The 16,087-nt window shown below is 43.6% G+C and carries 15 protein-coding genes; 13 read left to right on the top strand and 2 right to left on the bottom strand.

Features of this window, described 5'->3' with window-relative positions; all coding sequences use genetic code 11:
• Positions 1–186 precede the first annotated feature (186 nt).
• From ABD937_RS18465 to ABD937_RS18430, 8 genes are read left to right on the top strand one after another with little or no spacing between them, the layout of a single operon-like run.
• Positions 187–411 carry a helix-turn-helix transcriptional regulator gene (locus ABD937_RS18465; protein WP_345257331.1) on the top strand — a complete coding sequence of 75 codons (225 nt, stop codon included), beginning with the start codon at positions 187–189 and terminating at the stop codon, positions 409–411.
• Positions 404–1,597 carry a DNA double-strand break repair nuclease NurA gene (locus ABD937_RS18460; protein WP_345257330.1) on the top strand — a complete coding sequence of 398 codons (1,194 nt, stop codon included), beginning with the start codon at positions 404–406 and terminating at the stop codon, positions 1,595–1,597. Before ABD937_RS18465 ends, ABD937_RS18460 begins: the two co-directional genes overlap by 8 nt.
• On the top strand, positions 1,597–3,255 hold the full coding sequence (locus tag ABD937_RS18455; protein ID WP_345257329.1) for an ATP-binding protein: 1,659 nt from the start codon (positions 1,597–1,599) through the stop codon (positions 3,253–3,255). Before ABD937_RS18460 ends, ABD937_RS18455 begins: the two co-directional genes overlap by 1 nt.
• On the top strand, positions 3,248–4,789 hold the full coding sequence (locus tag ABD937_RS18450) for an ATP-binding protein (protein WP_345257327.1): 1,542 nt from the start codon (positions 3,248–3,250) through the stop codon (positions 4,787–4,789). Before ABD937_RS18455 ends, ABD937_RS18450 begins: the two co-directional genes overlap by 8 nt.
• Positions 4,786–6,219 (top strand): AAA family ATPase, encoded by a 1,434-nt coding sequence (locus ABD937_RS18445; protein ID WP_345257326.1) that lies wholly within the window; start codon positions 4,786–4,788, stop codon positions 6,217–6,219. The genes ABD937_RS18450 and ABD937_RS18445 overlap by 4 nt, the downstream gene beginning before the upstream one ends.
• On the top strand, positions 6,216–7,046 hold the full coding sequence (locus ABD937_RS18440) for a hypothetical protein (protein ID WP_345257325.1): 831 nt from the start codon (positions 6,216–6,218) through the stop codon (positions 7,044–7,046). Before ABD937_RS18445 ends, ABD937_RS18440 begins: the two co-directional genes overlap by 4 nt.
• A complete protein-coding gene (locus tag ABD937_RS18435; protein ID WP_345257323.1) occupies positions 7,033–8,577 on the top strand; it encodes an ATP-binding protein in 1,545 nt (514 codons plus the stop codon). The genes ABD937_RS18440 and ABD937_RS18435 overlap by 14 nt, the downstream gene beginning before the upstream one ends.
• A complete protein-coding gene (locus tag ABD937_RS18430) occupies positions 8,577–10,586 on the top strand; it encodes a radical SAM protein (protein ID WP_345257322.1) in 2,010 nt (669 codons plus the stop codon). Before ABD937_RS18435 ends, ABD937_RS18430 begins: the two co-directional genes overlap by 1 nt.
• A gap of 666 nt (positions 10,587–11,252) precedes the next feature.
• Here the strand turns inward: ABD937_RS18430 and ABD937_RS18425 are convergent.
• Positions 11,253–12,878, bottom strand: coding sequence for a sensor histidine kinase (locus tag ABD937_RS18425; protein WP_345257321.1), 1,626 nt, complete (start codon positions 12,876–12,878; stop codon positions 11,253–11,255).
• Between the two features lie 201 nt (positions 12,879–13,079).
• Positions 13,080–13,475, bottom strand: a complete 396-nt coding sequence (locus ABD937_RS18420) for a response regulator (protein WP_345257320.1) — start codon at positions 13,473–13,475, stop codon at positions 13,080–13,082.
• A 184-nt stretch (positions 13,476–13,659) separates the two neighbouring features.
• On the opposite strand from ABD937_RS18420, the gene ABD937_RS18415 reads away from it, so the two are divergent.
• The 5 genes from ABD937_RS18415 (at position 13,660) to ABD937_RS18395 (ending at position 16,084) form a co-directional block, all read left to right on the top strand.
• Positions 13,660–14,223, top strand: a complete 564-nt coding sequence (locus tag ABD937_RS18415) for a Crp/Fnr family transcriptional regulator (protein ID WP_345257319.1) — start codon at positions 13,660–13,662, stop codon at positions 14,221–14,223.
• Between the two features lie 67 nt (positions 14,224–14,290).
• Positions 14,291–14,809: a hypothetical protein gene (locus tag ABD937_RS18410; protein ID WP_345257318.1), complete on the top strand. Its 519-nt coding sequence runs from the start codon at positions 14,291–14,293 to the stop codon at positions 14,807–14,809.
• Positions 14,810–14,836: 27 nt separating this feature from the next.
• Positions 14,837–15,328 carry a hypothetical protein gene (locus ABD937_RS18405; protein ID WP_345257317.1) on the top strand — a complete coding sequence of 164 codons (492 nt, stop codon included), beginning with the start codon at positions 14,837–14,839 and terminating at the stop codon, positions 15,326–15,328.
• A gap of 94 nt (positions 15,329–15,422) precedes the next feature.
• The gene (locus ABD937_RS18400; RefSeq protein ID WP_345257316.1) at positions 15,423–15,758 is read left to right on the top strand and encodes a DUF4134 domain-containing protein; all 336 of its coding nucleotides are present in this window, start codon (positions 15,423–15,425) and stop codon (positions 15,756–15,758) included.
• Entirely contained in the window at positions 15,755–16,084 is a 330-nt protein-coding gene (locus ABD937_RS18395; RefSeq protein WP_345257315.1) for a DUF4133 domain-containing protein, read from the top strand. Before ABD937_RS18400 ends, ABD937_RS18395 begins: the two co-directional genes overlap by 4 nt.
• Positions 16,085–16,087 lie beyond the last annotated feature (3 nt).

Here is a 16,087-nt window from a genome sequence, read left to right as displayed (position 1 = left end):
CCTAATGGATGCTACTTCCATTTTGGTTTGCAATACAAATTAGTATTCAACACAAATCATCATTCTCTCTGTTACTAGATCTGTCACTAAAGTTTAAACAAAATCTTTGATGATGATCTTGAATGACTACCTGAATTTCCAAAGTTTGGCTATTTTGCTAACAAATTAGCTTCAAAAGCAAACAAGTTGAAAGAAAGGGCTATTTACAATCGAATTAAGGCTGCTCTCGCTGAGAACGGTAAAACCAATTTATGGCTAGCCACAGCTTTGAGAAAGAATAAGGTAACCGTTTCCAAATGGTGCACAAACGAGTCACAGCCAACATTAGAAACCTTGTATCAGATTGCGAGTATCTTAAATATTGATGTAAGGACATTATTGGTATCTAATACTTCTAAGACAAATGGGTAATATTCTGTCATTACTTGCCCATGCCACTAACGGGAATTGCTACAAATCATATAAGTATTGTGCAGATACGGATATTACCATACCAACAATAAAATATGAGGAAACGAAAGACTTGGTACCTGTAAAAGGCAAGTATGGCGAGACTGACACTTCGTTAAAAAAGCCAAAAGACCTTTTCGAATTTTCGCGAAAGATTTCTCAGAGCGAGCCATTATTTCGTTTTTTCTTGGATGGCTCTAGAAGAACCTATAAGGTTGATGACCTTGAGCTCAATCGTCGAATATTTCCTATTATGGCGGGACAAGTTGGGGTGGCTTGTTGCGAGCGAAAAGGTCCTGACGAGTTCAAATGTTTGGAGCTCGAAAAGAGTCTTGTAATTGCGCTTCCATCGGAAGCAAATCCAGATCTTAAAAACTCTGATCTTTTTTTCAATAATCTGACAGACAAAATTAACAATGTTGAAAGGGTACAAAACGCCGGTACAAAGTTTACCAAAATCTTAGATTACCCTTCAAAGCGCTTGGAAACACTTGAAGACATCGAAAGTAGAAAGTATGAACACCTCGGAATCGCTATGATTCAAGATGAGATGATTGATTGCGAGAAGAGGATTGTGTCAAAGCTCACAAATCGAAATGTCTTAAATGAAAGTAGTTACCTGATGAAAGACGGCTCTCTGCAGTACAAACCCATGAAAACTGGGGAATACAAGGAGCTTGCAAAAATCAAGAATAACTATCGTCGCGTTGTTGGTGTTTCAAAACTTTTCAACCCCGAACTTTTTAAAGACAAGTCGAATAAAAGTAATGCCGCCGCGATAGCAGAGCTTCCGCTTTTTTCTCGGACTCCAGCATTTCTTTTTCATCATGACCTAGAAAAGCAATCATATCTAGGAGATTTCAAATTTGCGATCTGGTATGTTCGAATTCGCCATCGCGAAAGAACTGAGAGTCCTTTCGCGGGTGTTGTAAAGGTTGAGAAAATTCTTATTACTGAAAAAGAGAACGAGGAAGGGTTAGAAAGTGATTTAGTTGATATTATCACTGCAAATATTATTAACGAACGCAATCCAGTATGCTATGGGCAGGATAAACGTTGGGCTAACCACCTGTATCCCATATACCTAACAGAACAATTTTTAAAAAGTCATTATTTAAGTGACACGCATTTCCTCAATTTATTTTGATGAAACAAATTGGAAAAATAATAGCGACAGAAAAGGTGCCTACAACGGTAGATGAGTTCTATTTCTGGACTGATAAAAAACTTATCATTAAGCCATTCGACGTAGTTAAAGTTCAACATATTAAAGACTCGATAACCTTTGGTGTTGTTGAAGAAATCTCACATTTCACAGACAACTCTAGCTTTCTAGCTGGGTATATTTCGAGTGACTTTGGCGATGTAAACTACAAAACCCCAACGGACCGTATTGGAATGAATTACGTTCGAGCAAGAGTTGTTGGCAACAACTTGGGTATTTACACGCCAGTATTAGATGGGTACCCTGTCAGTTTAGCGAGCGCCGACGATGTCTTGGAAGCCCTGGGATTAAAGGACGTCAAAAACCCCTTGCCCTGTGGTTATATTAAGATGTATTCAGAACCAGAAAGCATTACGGTACCGGTCCATTTTAACTCCCAATTCTTAATTGGCCCCGAGGGAGCACATTTGAATATTTCGGGGATTTCCGGCCTTGCTTCTAAAACATCCTACGCGATGTTCCTTCTCAAAGCTATCCAGGAAAAATACATGACTGAGAGTTCAGATGAGTCCATCGCGTTTGTTATTCTAAACGTGAAGGGTAGGGATTTACTTGCAATTGATGAACCTGCTGATGAAATGCCGATTGACCAAAAAGGCATCTATGATATGTTAGGGCTAAAAATGGAGCCTTTTCATCAAGTCAAATATTACTATCCATTCTCTGACGATTTGGTTTCTTCAACCTATGGGAAGAAGGCTGACATTCAAAGCCAGATGAAACTTGGAAAAGCATTTACCTATAAATATGTATTTGATGAGGATAAAGAAAATTTAGATCTTCTGTTCTCTAATATAGATGACCCAAATCAGACTATGGAAAGTATCGTAAATCACATAGTTACAGGTCAAGGTGAATTCAGGAGAATTACCAATTGGAATGATCTTCTTAAAGAAATTTACGAGCATACTCAAGCTGGCAAGACTGGCAAAGACAAAGAAATTACTGTATTAAGTTGGAGAAAATTCTACCGATTATTCAGGAAAACGATAGAAGGTACGAACTTCTTCCAAAATAGTATCAACAAAGCTAAGCATGAAACAAGGCTCGCTAATGCAATTAAATCGATAGAGAAGAATGACATAATGGTGATAGACATCGCAAAACTTGACGAAGAGTCCCAAGGATTTGTATTTGGCGACGTCATGAGACATATTTACGAACTAAAGCTAGGCCACAACCCCGATCGAGCGGAGTCAGAAATACCATCAAAAATCGTGGTTTTTATTGACGAGCTTAATAAATATGCATCTAAGGATGTCCCCAAAAGCTCCCCCATCTTACGCCAGCTCTTGGATATAACAGAACGCGGGAGGTCTTTAGGAATTATTCTCTTTTCGGCAGAACAATTCAAGAACGATATACATGATCGAATAAAAGGCAACTGTGCGACTCATGCATATGGACGGACAAATGCCATTGAGATCTCTAAACCAGATTATCAGTATATACCTTCTGTCTATAAGTCTATGTTAACCAGGTTACAACAAGGAGAATATATTGTCCAAAATCCAGTATTTAGATCTCTCCTAAACTTAAGATTCCCCCTCCCACCTTACAAGCAATACAAAAATGGCTAATGAACCAATGCCAGTTATAGGAAAAGACGTCATTGAGTCTTTAACATTAGGAATGTATGAAGATTCACGCTTCGTCTTCCGTGAGTATATTCAAAACTCCGCCGACCAAATAGATAAGGGGGTCTTAGTAGGGCTACTTTCAAAAGATCAAGGCGAAATACATATTAATATTGATACTGAAGGCAGAAGCATCACGATTGATGACAATGCAACTGGGATACCAGAAAAAGATGTTATACCCATCCTCAAAAACATTGCTCAATCGACAAAAGAACGCGGCGTTCACAAAGGATTTAGGGGTATTGGCAGACTTGGAGGCTTAGCTTATTGCAGCAGATTGATATTTGAAACATCCTACGCCGGTGAGCCTGTTCGGAGCATCTTGTCTTGGGACGCCTCGATGCTAAAACGTATCATAAATGATAGAAGCGAAAAGGAAGATGCAGCGAGTGTGATAAGCAAGGTCACGTCTTTCAAAAGTGAAAAGGAAGAGGTAGGCAAACACTATTTCCGTGTAATTATGGAAGGAGTGAGTGCAGACGAGCTACTTAATGTAGGTGATGTTCACGACTACCTCTCAATGGTAGCACCACTACCATTTCCAACGAGGTTCATATTCAAGTCGAAAATTTATGAAGAGGCAAAGGTGATGGGAGTATCGATAGATGAATATCGAATATTTCTAAATACGGATCAAGTATTCAAAGGCTATTCGACATATATCAAAAAAGATGAGTCTCAGTCCCCTTATGACCAAGTAATTGATTTGGTATTTTTCAAATCGTTCGCGAAGGACGGAAAATTGTTGTATTGGGGTTGGCACTCACTCTCCGAAAAGAACCAGTCGCTAAACCAAGTTAACTATATGCGCGGTTTTAGACTGAGGAAATCAAACATTCAGGTTGGCGATGAGTATTCTCTTTTAAAACTGCATCGGGATAGAAGGTTTCATTTTTACTTCTTTGGGGAAGTGTATGGTGTTCACCCCGGGTTGATACCAAATTCTAGGAGAGATTACTTTATTGAGAATGACATAGAACAGGAATTCGAAAACAGTTTGAGAGGCTATTTTCATGTGGATGTATACAGGCTATGCTATATGGCATCAGAAATCAATAGCTCCGTTAAAAAGCTTCAAGAATTGCGCGAGTTTGAAAAAGTATTTCAAGAAAAATCGGCGTTAGGGTTTACTGATAGAAGCGAACACCAAGAATATAAAGAGCGCTTTGAAAGAAAGAAAGAAGAAGCACTTAAAGCAAAGAGTAAGATAGAAAAATTAGAGCGTGATGATTCTGGCGCGGAACCAATAAAGAAGATTTTAAAAAGAGTCGTCCAGCCGGGAAAAACGTCAGAGGTGGATTTAGTTATGCTACCACTGGATAATGCAAAGCCGAAGTTTCGCACTGACAATTTGACGAGCTTGTCAAAGGAGGAGCGTAAATTTCTTAGCCGAATTTTCACAATAATTAGAAATGTCCTGGATAAACAGACCGCAGAAAACGTTATTCAAAAGATTGAAGAAGAAATAAGATGAGAATAAGAGCCAAAAATTTTAAGAGCCTGGTCAACATACCCTATACTACTATCAAACCATTAACTGTACTATCTGGCACCAACAGTTCTGGCAAGTCGTCATTTATTCAAATGATATTATTGATAAAGCAGACTATCGATCTAGATTCTTCATCTTACCCAATTTATAAGGATGGGAAATACTACTCAATTAGAGATTATGTAGATATTATTTCTGGTAAGGACAAATCAAAGGCACTCGAATTTGCGTTCCTATTATCCAAAGCCGACTTTGTCCGTTTCGCACCCGTTGTAGAGAAGTCCATCTTCGATAGCTTCGATGATTACGAGTGCGAGGTTATTGTCAATTTCAGATACTCCCAGGGTGCTATGGAGGTCGAAAGGTTTTCACTAAAATACAAATCAGATTCTCTTGAAAACTTCATTACAATCACTAACAATGCAGATGGGCAATTGTCAGTTGAATCAAATAACGAGTATTTTGTAAAAGGTTTTTTTGAGTTCTCAGATTCAAGTTTTTCCAACCTAAAATTCCTTTCATTCTTCCCCAGCTCTTTCGATGCAGAAACGGTCGAAGTAACTGAAGGGGAGCAAACGGAACTCTCACTAGTAAATCAGAACAAGACTACGCTTTACGTTAACCTATCCGCTCTTAGATCTTTCTTCAAAGCTTTTGCCAAGAATCTTTATTATCTAGGACCTCTCCGGGTAGAGCCTAAGGACGTCTATTCTGGGTCAAATGATCCATATAATGTTGGTAATAGAGGCGAAAATGTAGCTGAATCCCTTGAAAAGATGAAGGACGAGCCAGTTATTTCATTTTGGCCAACATTTACAGATGAAGGAGTATCATTTAATGAAGTCAGTTCCAGCCTTCTTGAAGTTGTGAACTTTTGGATTTGTGATGTCTTTGGATTCGGCAAGCGACTGTATTCCAAATCAGACGGTGATAACTACTCAATATTTCTGGAAAATCACAATGGAGTCCCGATATCCATTCGTCATGTGGGGTTTGGAGTAAGTCAAGTCCTTCCTATAATAGTTCAAGGACTTTTGATGAGTAAAGGGGGGATTCTAGTCCTCGAGCAGCCAGAAATCCATCTCCACCCCCGAATTCAGAGTTATCTGTTTGACTTTGCTTTCTCTCTAATGCTCGCAGGAAAAACTATACTAGTCGAAACTCATAGTGACCATTTTGTAACTAGAATGCGGAGACGGATAGCCGAAAGCGACTCAGATGACTTAAGGCAATTGATTAATCTTTCTTTTATTAAGCTAAAAGAAGAAGGTGTAGACATTGAGCCTCTAGACCTAAACGAACTCGGTGCATTAACACACTTTCCTGATGAATTTATCGAACGACCGGAGGTTGAGTTGAAGGCTATAGTGAAGGCACAAATGGTAAAGCGTATTAAAAAAGCAAAGAAATGACAACAAGGTACGCTTTGCTAGATACATCTCTATTAATATGGGATAAGGAAAGTTTTGAAGCAAACAGGCCTTCATATTATAGACTAATGTCAACTCTTCCTTCTCTTTTTGATGGCTTGATAAAGTACAATGTACCTATCTTATTGAAGGGAGAACTTGGTGTGGAGGTCTTCACCAGCTTCCCTTACGATAAGATTCCAAACGAACATATTTCATTTCAAACCGCCACCCTCAACTTCTTATCAAAAGCAAACTTTGTTGACTTTACTAGAGTTAATGGACATACTATAACTTCTGACCCTAATCAGATAAAGGGTCACTTTAATGATAATGTAAAGGAAGAAGTACAAGCTTTGATTACGTACATACATGCTGATAATCAGCCTAACAAGTGGATAATTACTCATGAAGAGTTTTGGCCGCCAGAGAAAGAGTCTCTACTTCTTCGAAACTCATACGACTGTTTAGTAGAACGATTCGAAGCCGAAAGTGAAAAGGATTTGTATAACCGGCTGGGCGTTTTTAAACGGTTATTTGATCACCATAACAAACATGATGCATTTAACTCAGGCGGAAAAGATTCAAGAGGGGAAGAGGTATCCGGTTTAAGTTGCTACAATGAACGAGATAGAGATACAACGTCTGCTCAAGATATCCTCGATAAAGCATTCGAGTTTGAGGGCATGCTCCTGGGGTATGATAGAAAGAATGGAACATACGTTGAATTTCGTCATACAACAGCTAACTTATACCATGCGCACGATGTAAAATTAGATAAGTTGATGATTCAAAGGATCAAAAAGCAATATCCCAATGTCGAAGGCTAATAATTTACCAAAGATTGGCAAAACCGTACTGGAAACACTGACTTCTGGTATGTATGATGATCCACGCTTCATCTATCGTGAATATATTCAAAATGCGGTTGATCAAATCGACGAAGCCGTCGATCTTAAAATATTGAAACGCCGGTCTGAAGGGGAGGTGCTAATAAATATCGATTCCCAGGCGGGATATGTTGTAATAGAAGACAATGCTACAGGAATTAAAGCTTCAATGATGCGCCGATTTCTTAGTGATGTAGCAAACTCTGAAAAAGACCCAACTAAAAGGAAAGGGTTTCGAGGCATTGGCAGACTTGGTGGACTTGGATATTCCGAAAAATTGATTTTCGAGACTTCCTACAAAGGGGAATTGGTAAAAAGCATTATGACTCTTGACTCGGCAAATTTAGGCAAGATCATAGCTAATCGCCAAGATGACTCAGATGCTGCCCAAGTTATCAGTATAATTACAACTGTTACAACAAATAGCGAGAAGGCAGATGCGCATTATTTTCGAGTGATATTGTCCGGGGTAAAAAATGAAGCAATACTCAATATTGATTCTGTATACAGCTACTTGTCAATAGTAGCTCCCGTGCCATTCGACAGTGACTTCGCTTTCAGAGATAGAATTCTGTCCCATTTTGAAAGCAGGGGTTTAAAGCTCGATGAGTACAAGGTTCGCCTGAACAAGAAGATAATAACAAAAGCCTATAAAAATAACCTCCTAGATTCTAGCGGTCAAGTTTATGCCCATATTACCAGTATAGGATTCTTCGATGTTAAAGATCAAGAAGATTATTTGCTAGCGTTAGGCTGGTATGGAATACCAGATCTAGTTAACAAAGTCATTGAAAAAGAAAATATTGAGAGAGGCATAAGAATTAGAAGTGGAAATATCGGGGTCGGTGATGAGAAAACTTTGATGGCGCGCTTTAAAGTTGAAAGGACCAACCTTCGGTATATCGGTGAAGTTCATATTGTCGGAGAAGGCTTTACCCCAAATGCAAGACGCGATTATTTTAATGACAACCGGACCGTGAGTGAATTCCAAAGTTCGCTCGAATCAATATTTACAGACTTCGAAAATCGACTGCCGCATAGGGCCTCGGACCTTCATAACCGCTCGAAAGAGATTAAAGTTTTTCGATCGTCAGTTGAGTCTTTCAGAAAAGAATTGCCAGCATTCAAAACTGCAGTTGAGCGTGACCAAAGGTTTGAGGAGTTAGAGAAAGCACTTTCAGTAGCAAAAAAAGCTTCGAAAAAAATCCAGAAAATTAAAGAAGAAGCCCAGACAAGTCCTCCATTGAACGATCTTTTCAAAAGTATAATCCACGATTTCGACTTCGACGTAACCGATAAAGAGATATCTGAATTTAAATCGGCTCCTGTATACCCGCCTCTAAAATTTCGGAGAGTAACTGCAGATCAGTCTAAAATCTTGAATGAGGTTGTGATTTTTTTACAACAGGAACTAGGCCATTCTGGTGCAAACAAATTGATTCAAAAATTACAAAAAAAGTACGATAAGTAATGGCGCGCAAGAGACGTATATTATTAATTGAACCTAACTACAAGAACAAATATCCTCCAATAGGATTGATGAAAATTTCTTCTTACCATCGGCAGCTCGGTGACAGAGTGAAATTTTACAAAGGCGACCTCAAAGACTTGGTTGTTGAAGAACTTGCTGTTAAGTGTATTCGTAAGTTAAAAAAGATAGACTCGACGATTAATTGGGAAAAAACTAAAGACCTAATTGAATTATTTATCAGGAAAAAGAATACGGGTACCTTAAACGACTTGAATTTTAAAAAATCGAAGTATTCAAAGCTGATTGAATGTTGCTTGATTGAATTCGCTGATGTATTTAGGAAGCGACAATATGACTTGTTCCCAAAGTGGGACAGGATTTATGTTACCACGTTGTTTACCTTTTATTGGAAAATAACCGTAGAGACAATCAAGTATGCGAAAAACTTAATAGTGGACGAAAATCAGCTATTAGTTGGAGGGGTACTTGCGTCTTTACTTCACAAAGAGTTAGAAGCAGAAGTTGGAATAACGCCGATGCGTGGGCTTTTGGACAAGCCAGGCATGCTTGATCCAGACAATGAAAAAGCGAAGCAAATTATCATCGACAATCTTCCTCTAGACTATTCTATTCTAGATGAAATCGAATACAAATATCCGACTGGTAGTGCATATTTCACTTTTATGACAAAAGGGTGCACACGTAAATGTGCATTCTGTTCTGTTCCAATCCTGGAGCCTACTTATAAGCCGAAAATTGATACTGTCGATAAGTTTGAAGATATCAAAAGGATGTATGGGGAGCAGCAAAACCTATTGTTAATGGATAACAATGTACTTGCGTCCCCAAACTTCCCAGAAATAATAGCCGAGATTAAGCAGATGGGCTTTTACAAAGGCGCAACTTTTTCTGAACCAAACCAGCTTGCGATTTCCATTCGCAATCTAAAAAAAGGCATAAATGACCATGCCTATATCAAAAGGTCCTTTTACCTTTTCAATGAACATTTGAAAAGATTACGCGGTTCGGTGAGACAAACTTACTATAATAGTTTAGTTGAGTATGAGTTGCTTCACCTTGAAACTGCGACAAAAGAAAATCTTATAGCTGCTTATGATGCCCTGAAAGATATTTATGATAAATATCGTAAAAGCAAACCCCAATTGAGGTATGTGGACTTTAACCAAGGAACAGATGCTAGGTATGTCAACGATGAGATGATGAAGTTGATGAGCGAAATACCAATACGTCCTCTTCGTATTGCATTCGACTATTGGGGTATACGTGATAAATACGAAAACGCCGTTAGGCTAGCAGCAAAATATGGATTGAAAGAATTATCAAATTATATTCTTTATAATTTCAATGATAGTCCAGAAGAACTTTATAGACGTCTTGAAATTAACGTCCGGCTAAATGAAGAACTAGGTACTCATATTTTCTCTTTTCCAATGAAGTATATACCACTTTTCGGGGAGGACGCCAAATCCCGGGACTACATTGGAAAAAAGTGGAACCGAAAGTTTATCCGGGCCATCCAATCGATTCTAAATGTAACAAAAGGCATTGTGGCACCCGGAAGGTCTTTCTTTGAGAAAGCGTTCGGAAGTAATGAAGATATATTTTTTGAAATCCTATATATGCCAGAAGCATATATAGTCTATCGATACTTTTTCGATGGACTAGGATTCACTGACGAATGGCGCAAACTGTATAATTCGCTTCAGCCTGACGAGCTTACAGAGGCGCAGGAAATCATTAAGAGTAACGACTTCAAGGAAGTTGAAAGAAAGACCTCAAATAAGAAGATCATCGCTTTATTGAGACATTACAACATAAAAAAAGAGTCAGTTGAAAACATCAAGCTAAAAGACTTGAAATACAAAGAGACCAAGAAGAAATTTGATCTTCTTGTAAAAGAAGACAATGCTATCAATTTGACTCTCACATATGATTTTGAAGCGGAGTCGGCTACCTCAAAAAAGAAAAAGAGAGCCATTCCAAGATAGTGTTCAGATTGGTGGAAAAGTAATCTGTGGGCTGAATTGAACTGAGTTAAATCCGGGAAATATTGGGAAGCGTTTTTTTAATGCTAGACGATATTTACCGGATTTTGTTTTATGCATTTTCATTGTAAGTAGCAACCTGACTGCAGTATCATGCTGCTGGTAAAATGCCTATTTGTGTCAAATCTAGATTGGCCGAGCCATCCGACTCCTTCATATTGATGGCTATATACTCAATTTTGTGAAGTCGATAACCGCTCTCAGTAGGCTTAGTGGATCGACTCTGCTTTACTCGAAAATTCGGAATCTTCGCAAAAACTTTCCACCCCCGGGCCGACGCCACCAGCCCCGGTCATTGGCTTTATCAAAAGCGGCCTGCTGCGCTGTTTTACCTAAGCGATGACCACGAAGTCTGTTCTTGGTTTATAAAAGAGAACAATGTCATTATCTCCATCAAAGCTTTTACCAGCAGAAAGCAAGCTAAGAGTCCATCCAGGCCATGGAAGGCTTCATACTTTTTGACATTGATGACACCGAGCTGCAGGACATCTATCACCGCTTGCCGAATTTAGATGCTGCTTGTCAAGAATTCATCAAGAACAGCTATAGATAAAACCGTCAGACATTCGCGTTACTTAGCACCCCTTGGGGCGGGTTATTCTAGCTACATTATTCTGATACAGGCAACAGCACCTTGAATTTTGCCCCTTTCCCGGGCTCCCCCTCTGCCCAGATCGCTCCGCCGTGATTCTCCACCACCTTCCGCACGATGGCCAGGCCGACGCCGGTGCCGCTATACTCCTCTTTGCCGTGCAGGCGGTGGAAGATCTTGAAGATCTTCTCCGATTGATCCTGCTCAAAGCCAATACCGTTATCCGCTACCTCAATGAGGTGAAAGCGCGTTCCTTGGGGCAGATGCTCAGCCGGTAAGCCGGAGTCGCCGGCCGCAACTTCACGGGATGTGATGGATATCTCAGGAGCAACGCCGGGTTTGGCGTATTTGAGCGCGTTGCTTACCAGGTTCTGAAAGAGCTGCTGGATCTGCCGCCGCTTACCCTGTACTACGGGCAGGTGGCCTACTTCAATACGGGCGCCTTTCTCTTCAATCAGCAGCTCCAGGTCGGAAAGCACCCGGTGCAGCTTCTCGTTCAAGTCGATGCGCTCCGGGGCATGACCTTCAAAGCTCACATGGGAGTACTCCAAAAGGTCGTCGATCAACAGGCGCATGCGCTCGGCACCCGACTGAATGCGTTCCAGAAGGCGTGCTTCCGCTTCCGTGAGCCTGCCGGCCATCTCAGCCTGCAGGCGGCTCGCAAAAGTCGTGATCTTTCGGACCGGTTCCTTGAGGTCGTGCGAGGCAGCATAGGTAAAGTCCTCCAGATTGGCGTTGGAGCGCTGGAGGGCGGCAACGGAATTTTGCAGGGCACCGTTACTGGCTGCCAGTTCCCGGGTACGCATGTTCACTACTTCCTCGATCTGCTGACGCGCTTCTACCTGGGGCGTCACATCTACGGAGATGGCCATCACACCCAGTATCGATCCGTTGGGATCCATATAGGGCACATAGGCGAAGTTCTGGTAAACGGTATCGCGCCGTCCATCCCGCAGCAACTCTACAGGTCGCTCTGCGGCGTAAAAGGGCTCGCCGGTCCGGTACACTTGGCCGATTAGCTCTTCCAGCCCTTGCGCGCGGGCATCGGGGAGCCCCTCAAATATGGGCCGGTTCATGACAGCTTCCCTGGGCTTACCCCATAACCGGATCATTTCCTCATTCGCAATGTCAACGACGTGATCCTGTCCCATCATGATGCACATGGCCACCGGTGCCTGCAGGATGATGTTACGCAGGTTTTGCTCGCTTTGCTCCAGCTGCCGGCGGCTTTCAAGTAGTTGCTCCTCCGCGAGCTTGATGTCCGTGATATCCCTGGTCGTGCCGGCCACGGCCTCTACTTCTCCCCTTTCATTCAGCACCGGCACTAAAATATAATCGTAATAGCGTTTCCCCTTCTCCGCGTGCGGGAAATGCACCGCGCCGCGGATCGGCTGCCGGGTGGCAACTACCTGGTCGATTTCCCGCTCGTGCATCTCTGCATGCCAGGGCTCATAGCCATTCTCCAGCAACCCCTTCCCAATCGATTGCGCCCAGGTTTTCCCCCACATTTGCAACAGTGCCGCATTGGCATAGATGAACCTGTATTTCAAGTCAAATACATAGATCAGGTCGGGAGTACTGCTTGTAATTGCTTCGTAAAGCCGGAGTTGCCGCTCCGGTGTCAAGACGTCTTCTGCAAACATGGTCAAGGATTGATCGGAAAATTAAGCATTAAAGCGGTACCGGGCCGCTTGCCGCGGCCGGATCTCACGTGGCATCCTGTTAACGGGCGTGGTCCTGCGCGATGCAGAGCAGGTGGTCGATGCGAGATCAAAGCAGAAGCTAAAGTTTCTTGAAGGATACGGGCCGGTTACGCCATTCGGCGAAAAAACCATCTAAGCGTCTCACTCCCCGGTGCAAAGAGCCAACATTTTCTGTCCGACTTCTGCTATTTCCGCGAGGCTGTTTGGCTTTGTAAAAACCGATGCGCCCAATGACTCTGCGCTGATTCTGTCGCCCGGGCTGCTGGATGTAGTAAACACGATAACCGGCAGGTCAACCAGTTGGATATCCTGACGCAGTTGCCTCAGGGTTTCGATTCCCCCTAAACGGGGCATATTGATGTCTAGAACGATCAGACAAATTTGATTCTTTTCCCCGCCGTCTATATAGTCGAGAAGCGCCTGTCCGTCCGGGAAGGTGCGAAACCGGTAACCGGAATGGGATGAAAAGATGCTTTCGAGCATATCCCGGTCATCCCCATCATCATCTGCGTACAATATCAGGTTCTTAGCTTCCAATCTGCCTGTCCTTAATCTGCCTCCAAGATAGCGACTTCAAGGGCACTTTGGCCTATTTCTGAACAAAAGTGGTCCTCCAGGCAACATTTTTACCTGCCATCCATACTCCTGAAATCGGGTGGCGCTACTAGCTTAGCGGTAGCCATCCTCCACCACCATACTGAGGGCATTAAAACCTAACCGTATGGAACAATTACTCAACTACCTCAGCGCCATCCACCCTCTATCTGATGGCCTAAAAGAGCACCTGCGCTCCATCCTCAAAACCCGGGAGCTGCATAAGAAAGATTTTCTGCTGCGCGCCGGCCACACCTGCCGCCACATCTGTTTCATTGAAAAGGGTCTCTTGCGCTGCTTCTATCTCAAGGACGACCTGGAAGTTTCTTCCTGGTTCATGAAGGAGGGCGACGTCATTATCTCCGTGGAAAGCTTCTACCAGCAAAAGGCAAGCTATGAGTCGATCCAAGCCCTGGAAGACTGCGTGCTGCATTACATCGACTACAACGAGCTGCAAAACATCTACCGGCGCTTCCCGGAATTTAATTTCATCGGGCGGGTAATAACAGAGAAATACTATGGGCTGAGTGAGAAGCGACTTTATGCAATCCGCATGCAGCGGTCACAAGAACGCTACGACTTCCTGATGAAGAATGACTCCGAGTTAGTGTTGCGCGTTCCGGCCAAGTACCTTGCTTCTTATCTTGGGATTACGGAAGTGACCATGAGTAAAGTGAAAGCGCGCGCCTGATTTCTTAGTTTTTTTTAAGCGGTGTCCGAGATTGAGGATGCTATTTTTATGTTGTCAACGCGAAACAATGAAACGTCCGCTCACCCTTATCCTCCTTGTCGTCCTGCTGTTCTCCGTTTCCTCGGAACAGCGATTTGAAAGTAGATTCACATGGGCCACATTAATCTCTGTTTACGCGTTCTTATTAATCCTTATCAGCGGGGAGGATTTCGGAGGGCCATATATTCTTTACTTACTACTAGGCGCACCGCATGGCGCAACCTATGCGATGAGCGGCATCGTCGGATTGCTGCTGGCAACCTACTCCGTGGTACCAAAGCGGATAGGACTAATGCCACTCGCCGGTAGTATTACGGGGCACTCGCTCATGATCTGGTCACTGTTCCTTTTCTTTTCCGGTGAACGATTGGCGTACAATATGCCGACCTTTTCACAGGTGCTGCCGTTGATTTCGTTCATTGCTTTCGCACTTTGCGCCGTAGGCGTGCTCACATTATTTTTCGTGCGCCTATACGGGCTCTACTCCCGATTCCGACGAAGGTATCCCTCACTCAACTCCTGCGCCAAGGGCGCTCCGGCATCCTGATTATGTGACGTTTGAAAATTGTGTGTTATGCTGAATTCGATTAGCTGGCAAGGCTACTGGACTTTCCTTGCCCTGTCTACAGGCCTGTACTATGCCTTTGTCTACCTGCGGTTCTTCCGCGGAACCCTCCGCCTCGGCCGGAACCGCCCCGGACTTGCTGATCCCGGACCGTCTCCCAATCCTGTATCCTATGGTTTTCGGCCGTCCGACACCCCTCTCCCTGACCGGCCTGGCGCCCCGCGCCGGCCGGCAGCTGAGGGACCGGTTGAGGAAGTAGATGAAACGGTCCTGAACACCTGCCTGGATGAACTCTCCGCCTTTTTCGAGGCATCGGGAAAGGCCGGCCACGAGCGCCCCGAGTTGCTGGCCTGCCTGCAGGCGGTGCTCGCCAAGTATCCTGCTCTTTCTCACTCCACCTATAAGGATGCGGTGACGGGTCTCCTTGTCACCCAATGCAAGCACTACTGCGGCCACGACCTGGATGAAAGTGATCTGAGGCGTGTGTGGTCGGCCCGCTAGTGTTGCGACGCTTCCCGGGCCTCCTGCCGGCGGGCAGGGGGCCAAAGGGAGCGCACTTAAAGCCCTTTATTCCCTTAACCATAAACATGTGTGTATGAAAAACGTGCGTGGGAGCTACTCCCGTTTCTATCGTCGTGCGCGCAAAGTAGCCTTGCTCTGCCTTTTGCTCGCCATTGAGGTCGCCGTATATGCCCAGGACGGCAACGCCGGCATCAACGAAGCCAACCAGAAGGTTCGTTCCTATTTTGCCTCCGGCACCAACCTGATGTACGCCGTGGGTGCGCTCCTTGGCCTTATCGGCGCCGTCAAAGTCTATCAGAAATGGAACAGCGGTGATCATGACACCGGCAAGGTGGCTGCCGCCTGGTTCGGCTCCTGTGTGTTCCTCGTGGTGGTCGCCACCGTCATCCGTTCATTCTTCGGGGTATGAGCAGCGTGTACAGCATCAATAAAGGCGTCGGCCGGCCGGTGGAATTCAAAGGCTTTAAGGCCCAATACATCTGGTACCTGGGTAGTGGCCTGCTCGGGCTGCTGATCTTCTTTGCGGTGCTGTACATCTGTGGGGTCAACCCATTTATTTGCCTGGGAATCATCCTCTTTTCCGGTGCCGGTCTTTTTATCCATGTGGGGCGGATGAGCCGCAGGTATGGTGCGTATGGCTGGATGAAAAAGATCGCCCGGAAAGGGGTTCCCACGGTTGTCCGAAGCAATTCCCGAAAGCATTTTCTACCCATTCACCCTTCGCAGATCAATTAACAC

The sequence above is a fragment of the Flaviaestuariibacter amylovorans genome, assembly GCF_039541815.1.
Taxonomy (GTDB): domain Bacteria; phylum Bacteroidota; class Bacteroidia; order Chitinophagales; family Chitinophagaceae; genus Flavisolibacter; species Flavisolibacter amylovorans.
The sequence above is the reverse complement of the archived record's forward strand: the minus strand, read 5'-3'. Positions and strand labels throughout refer to the sequence as shown.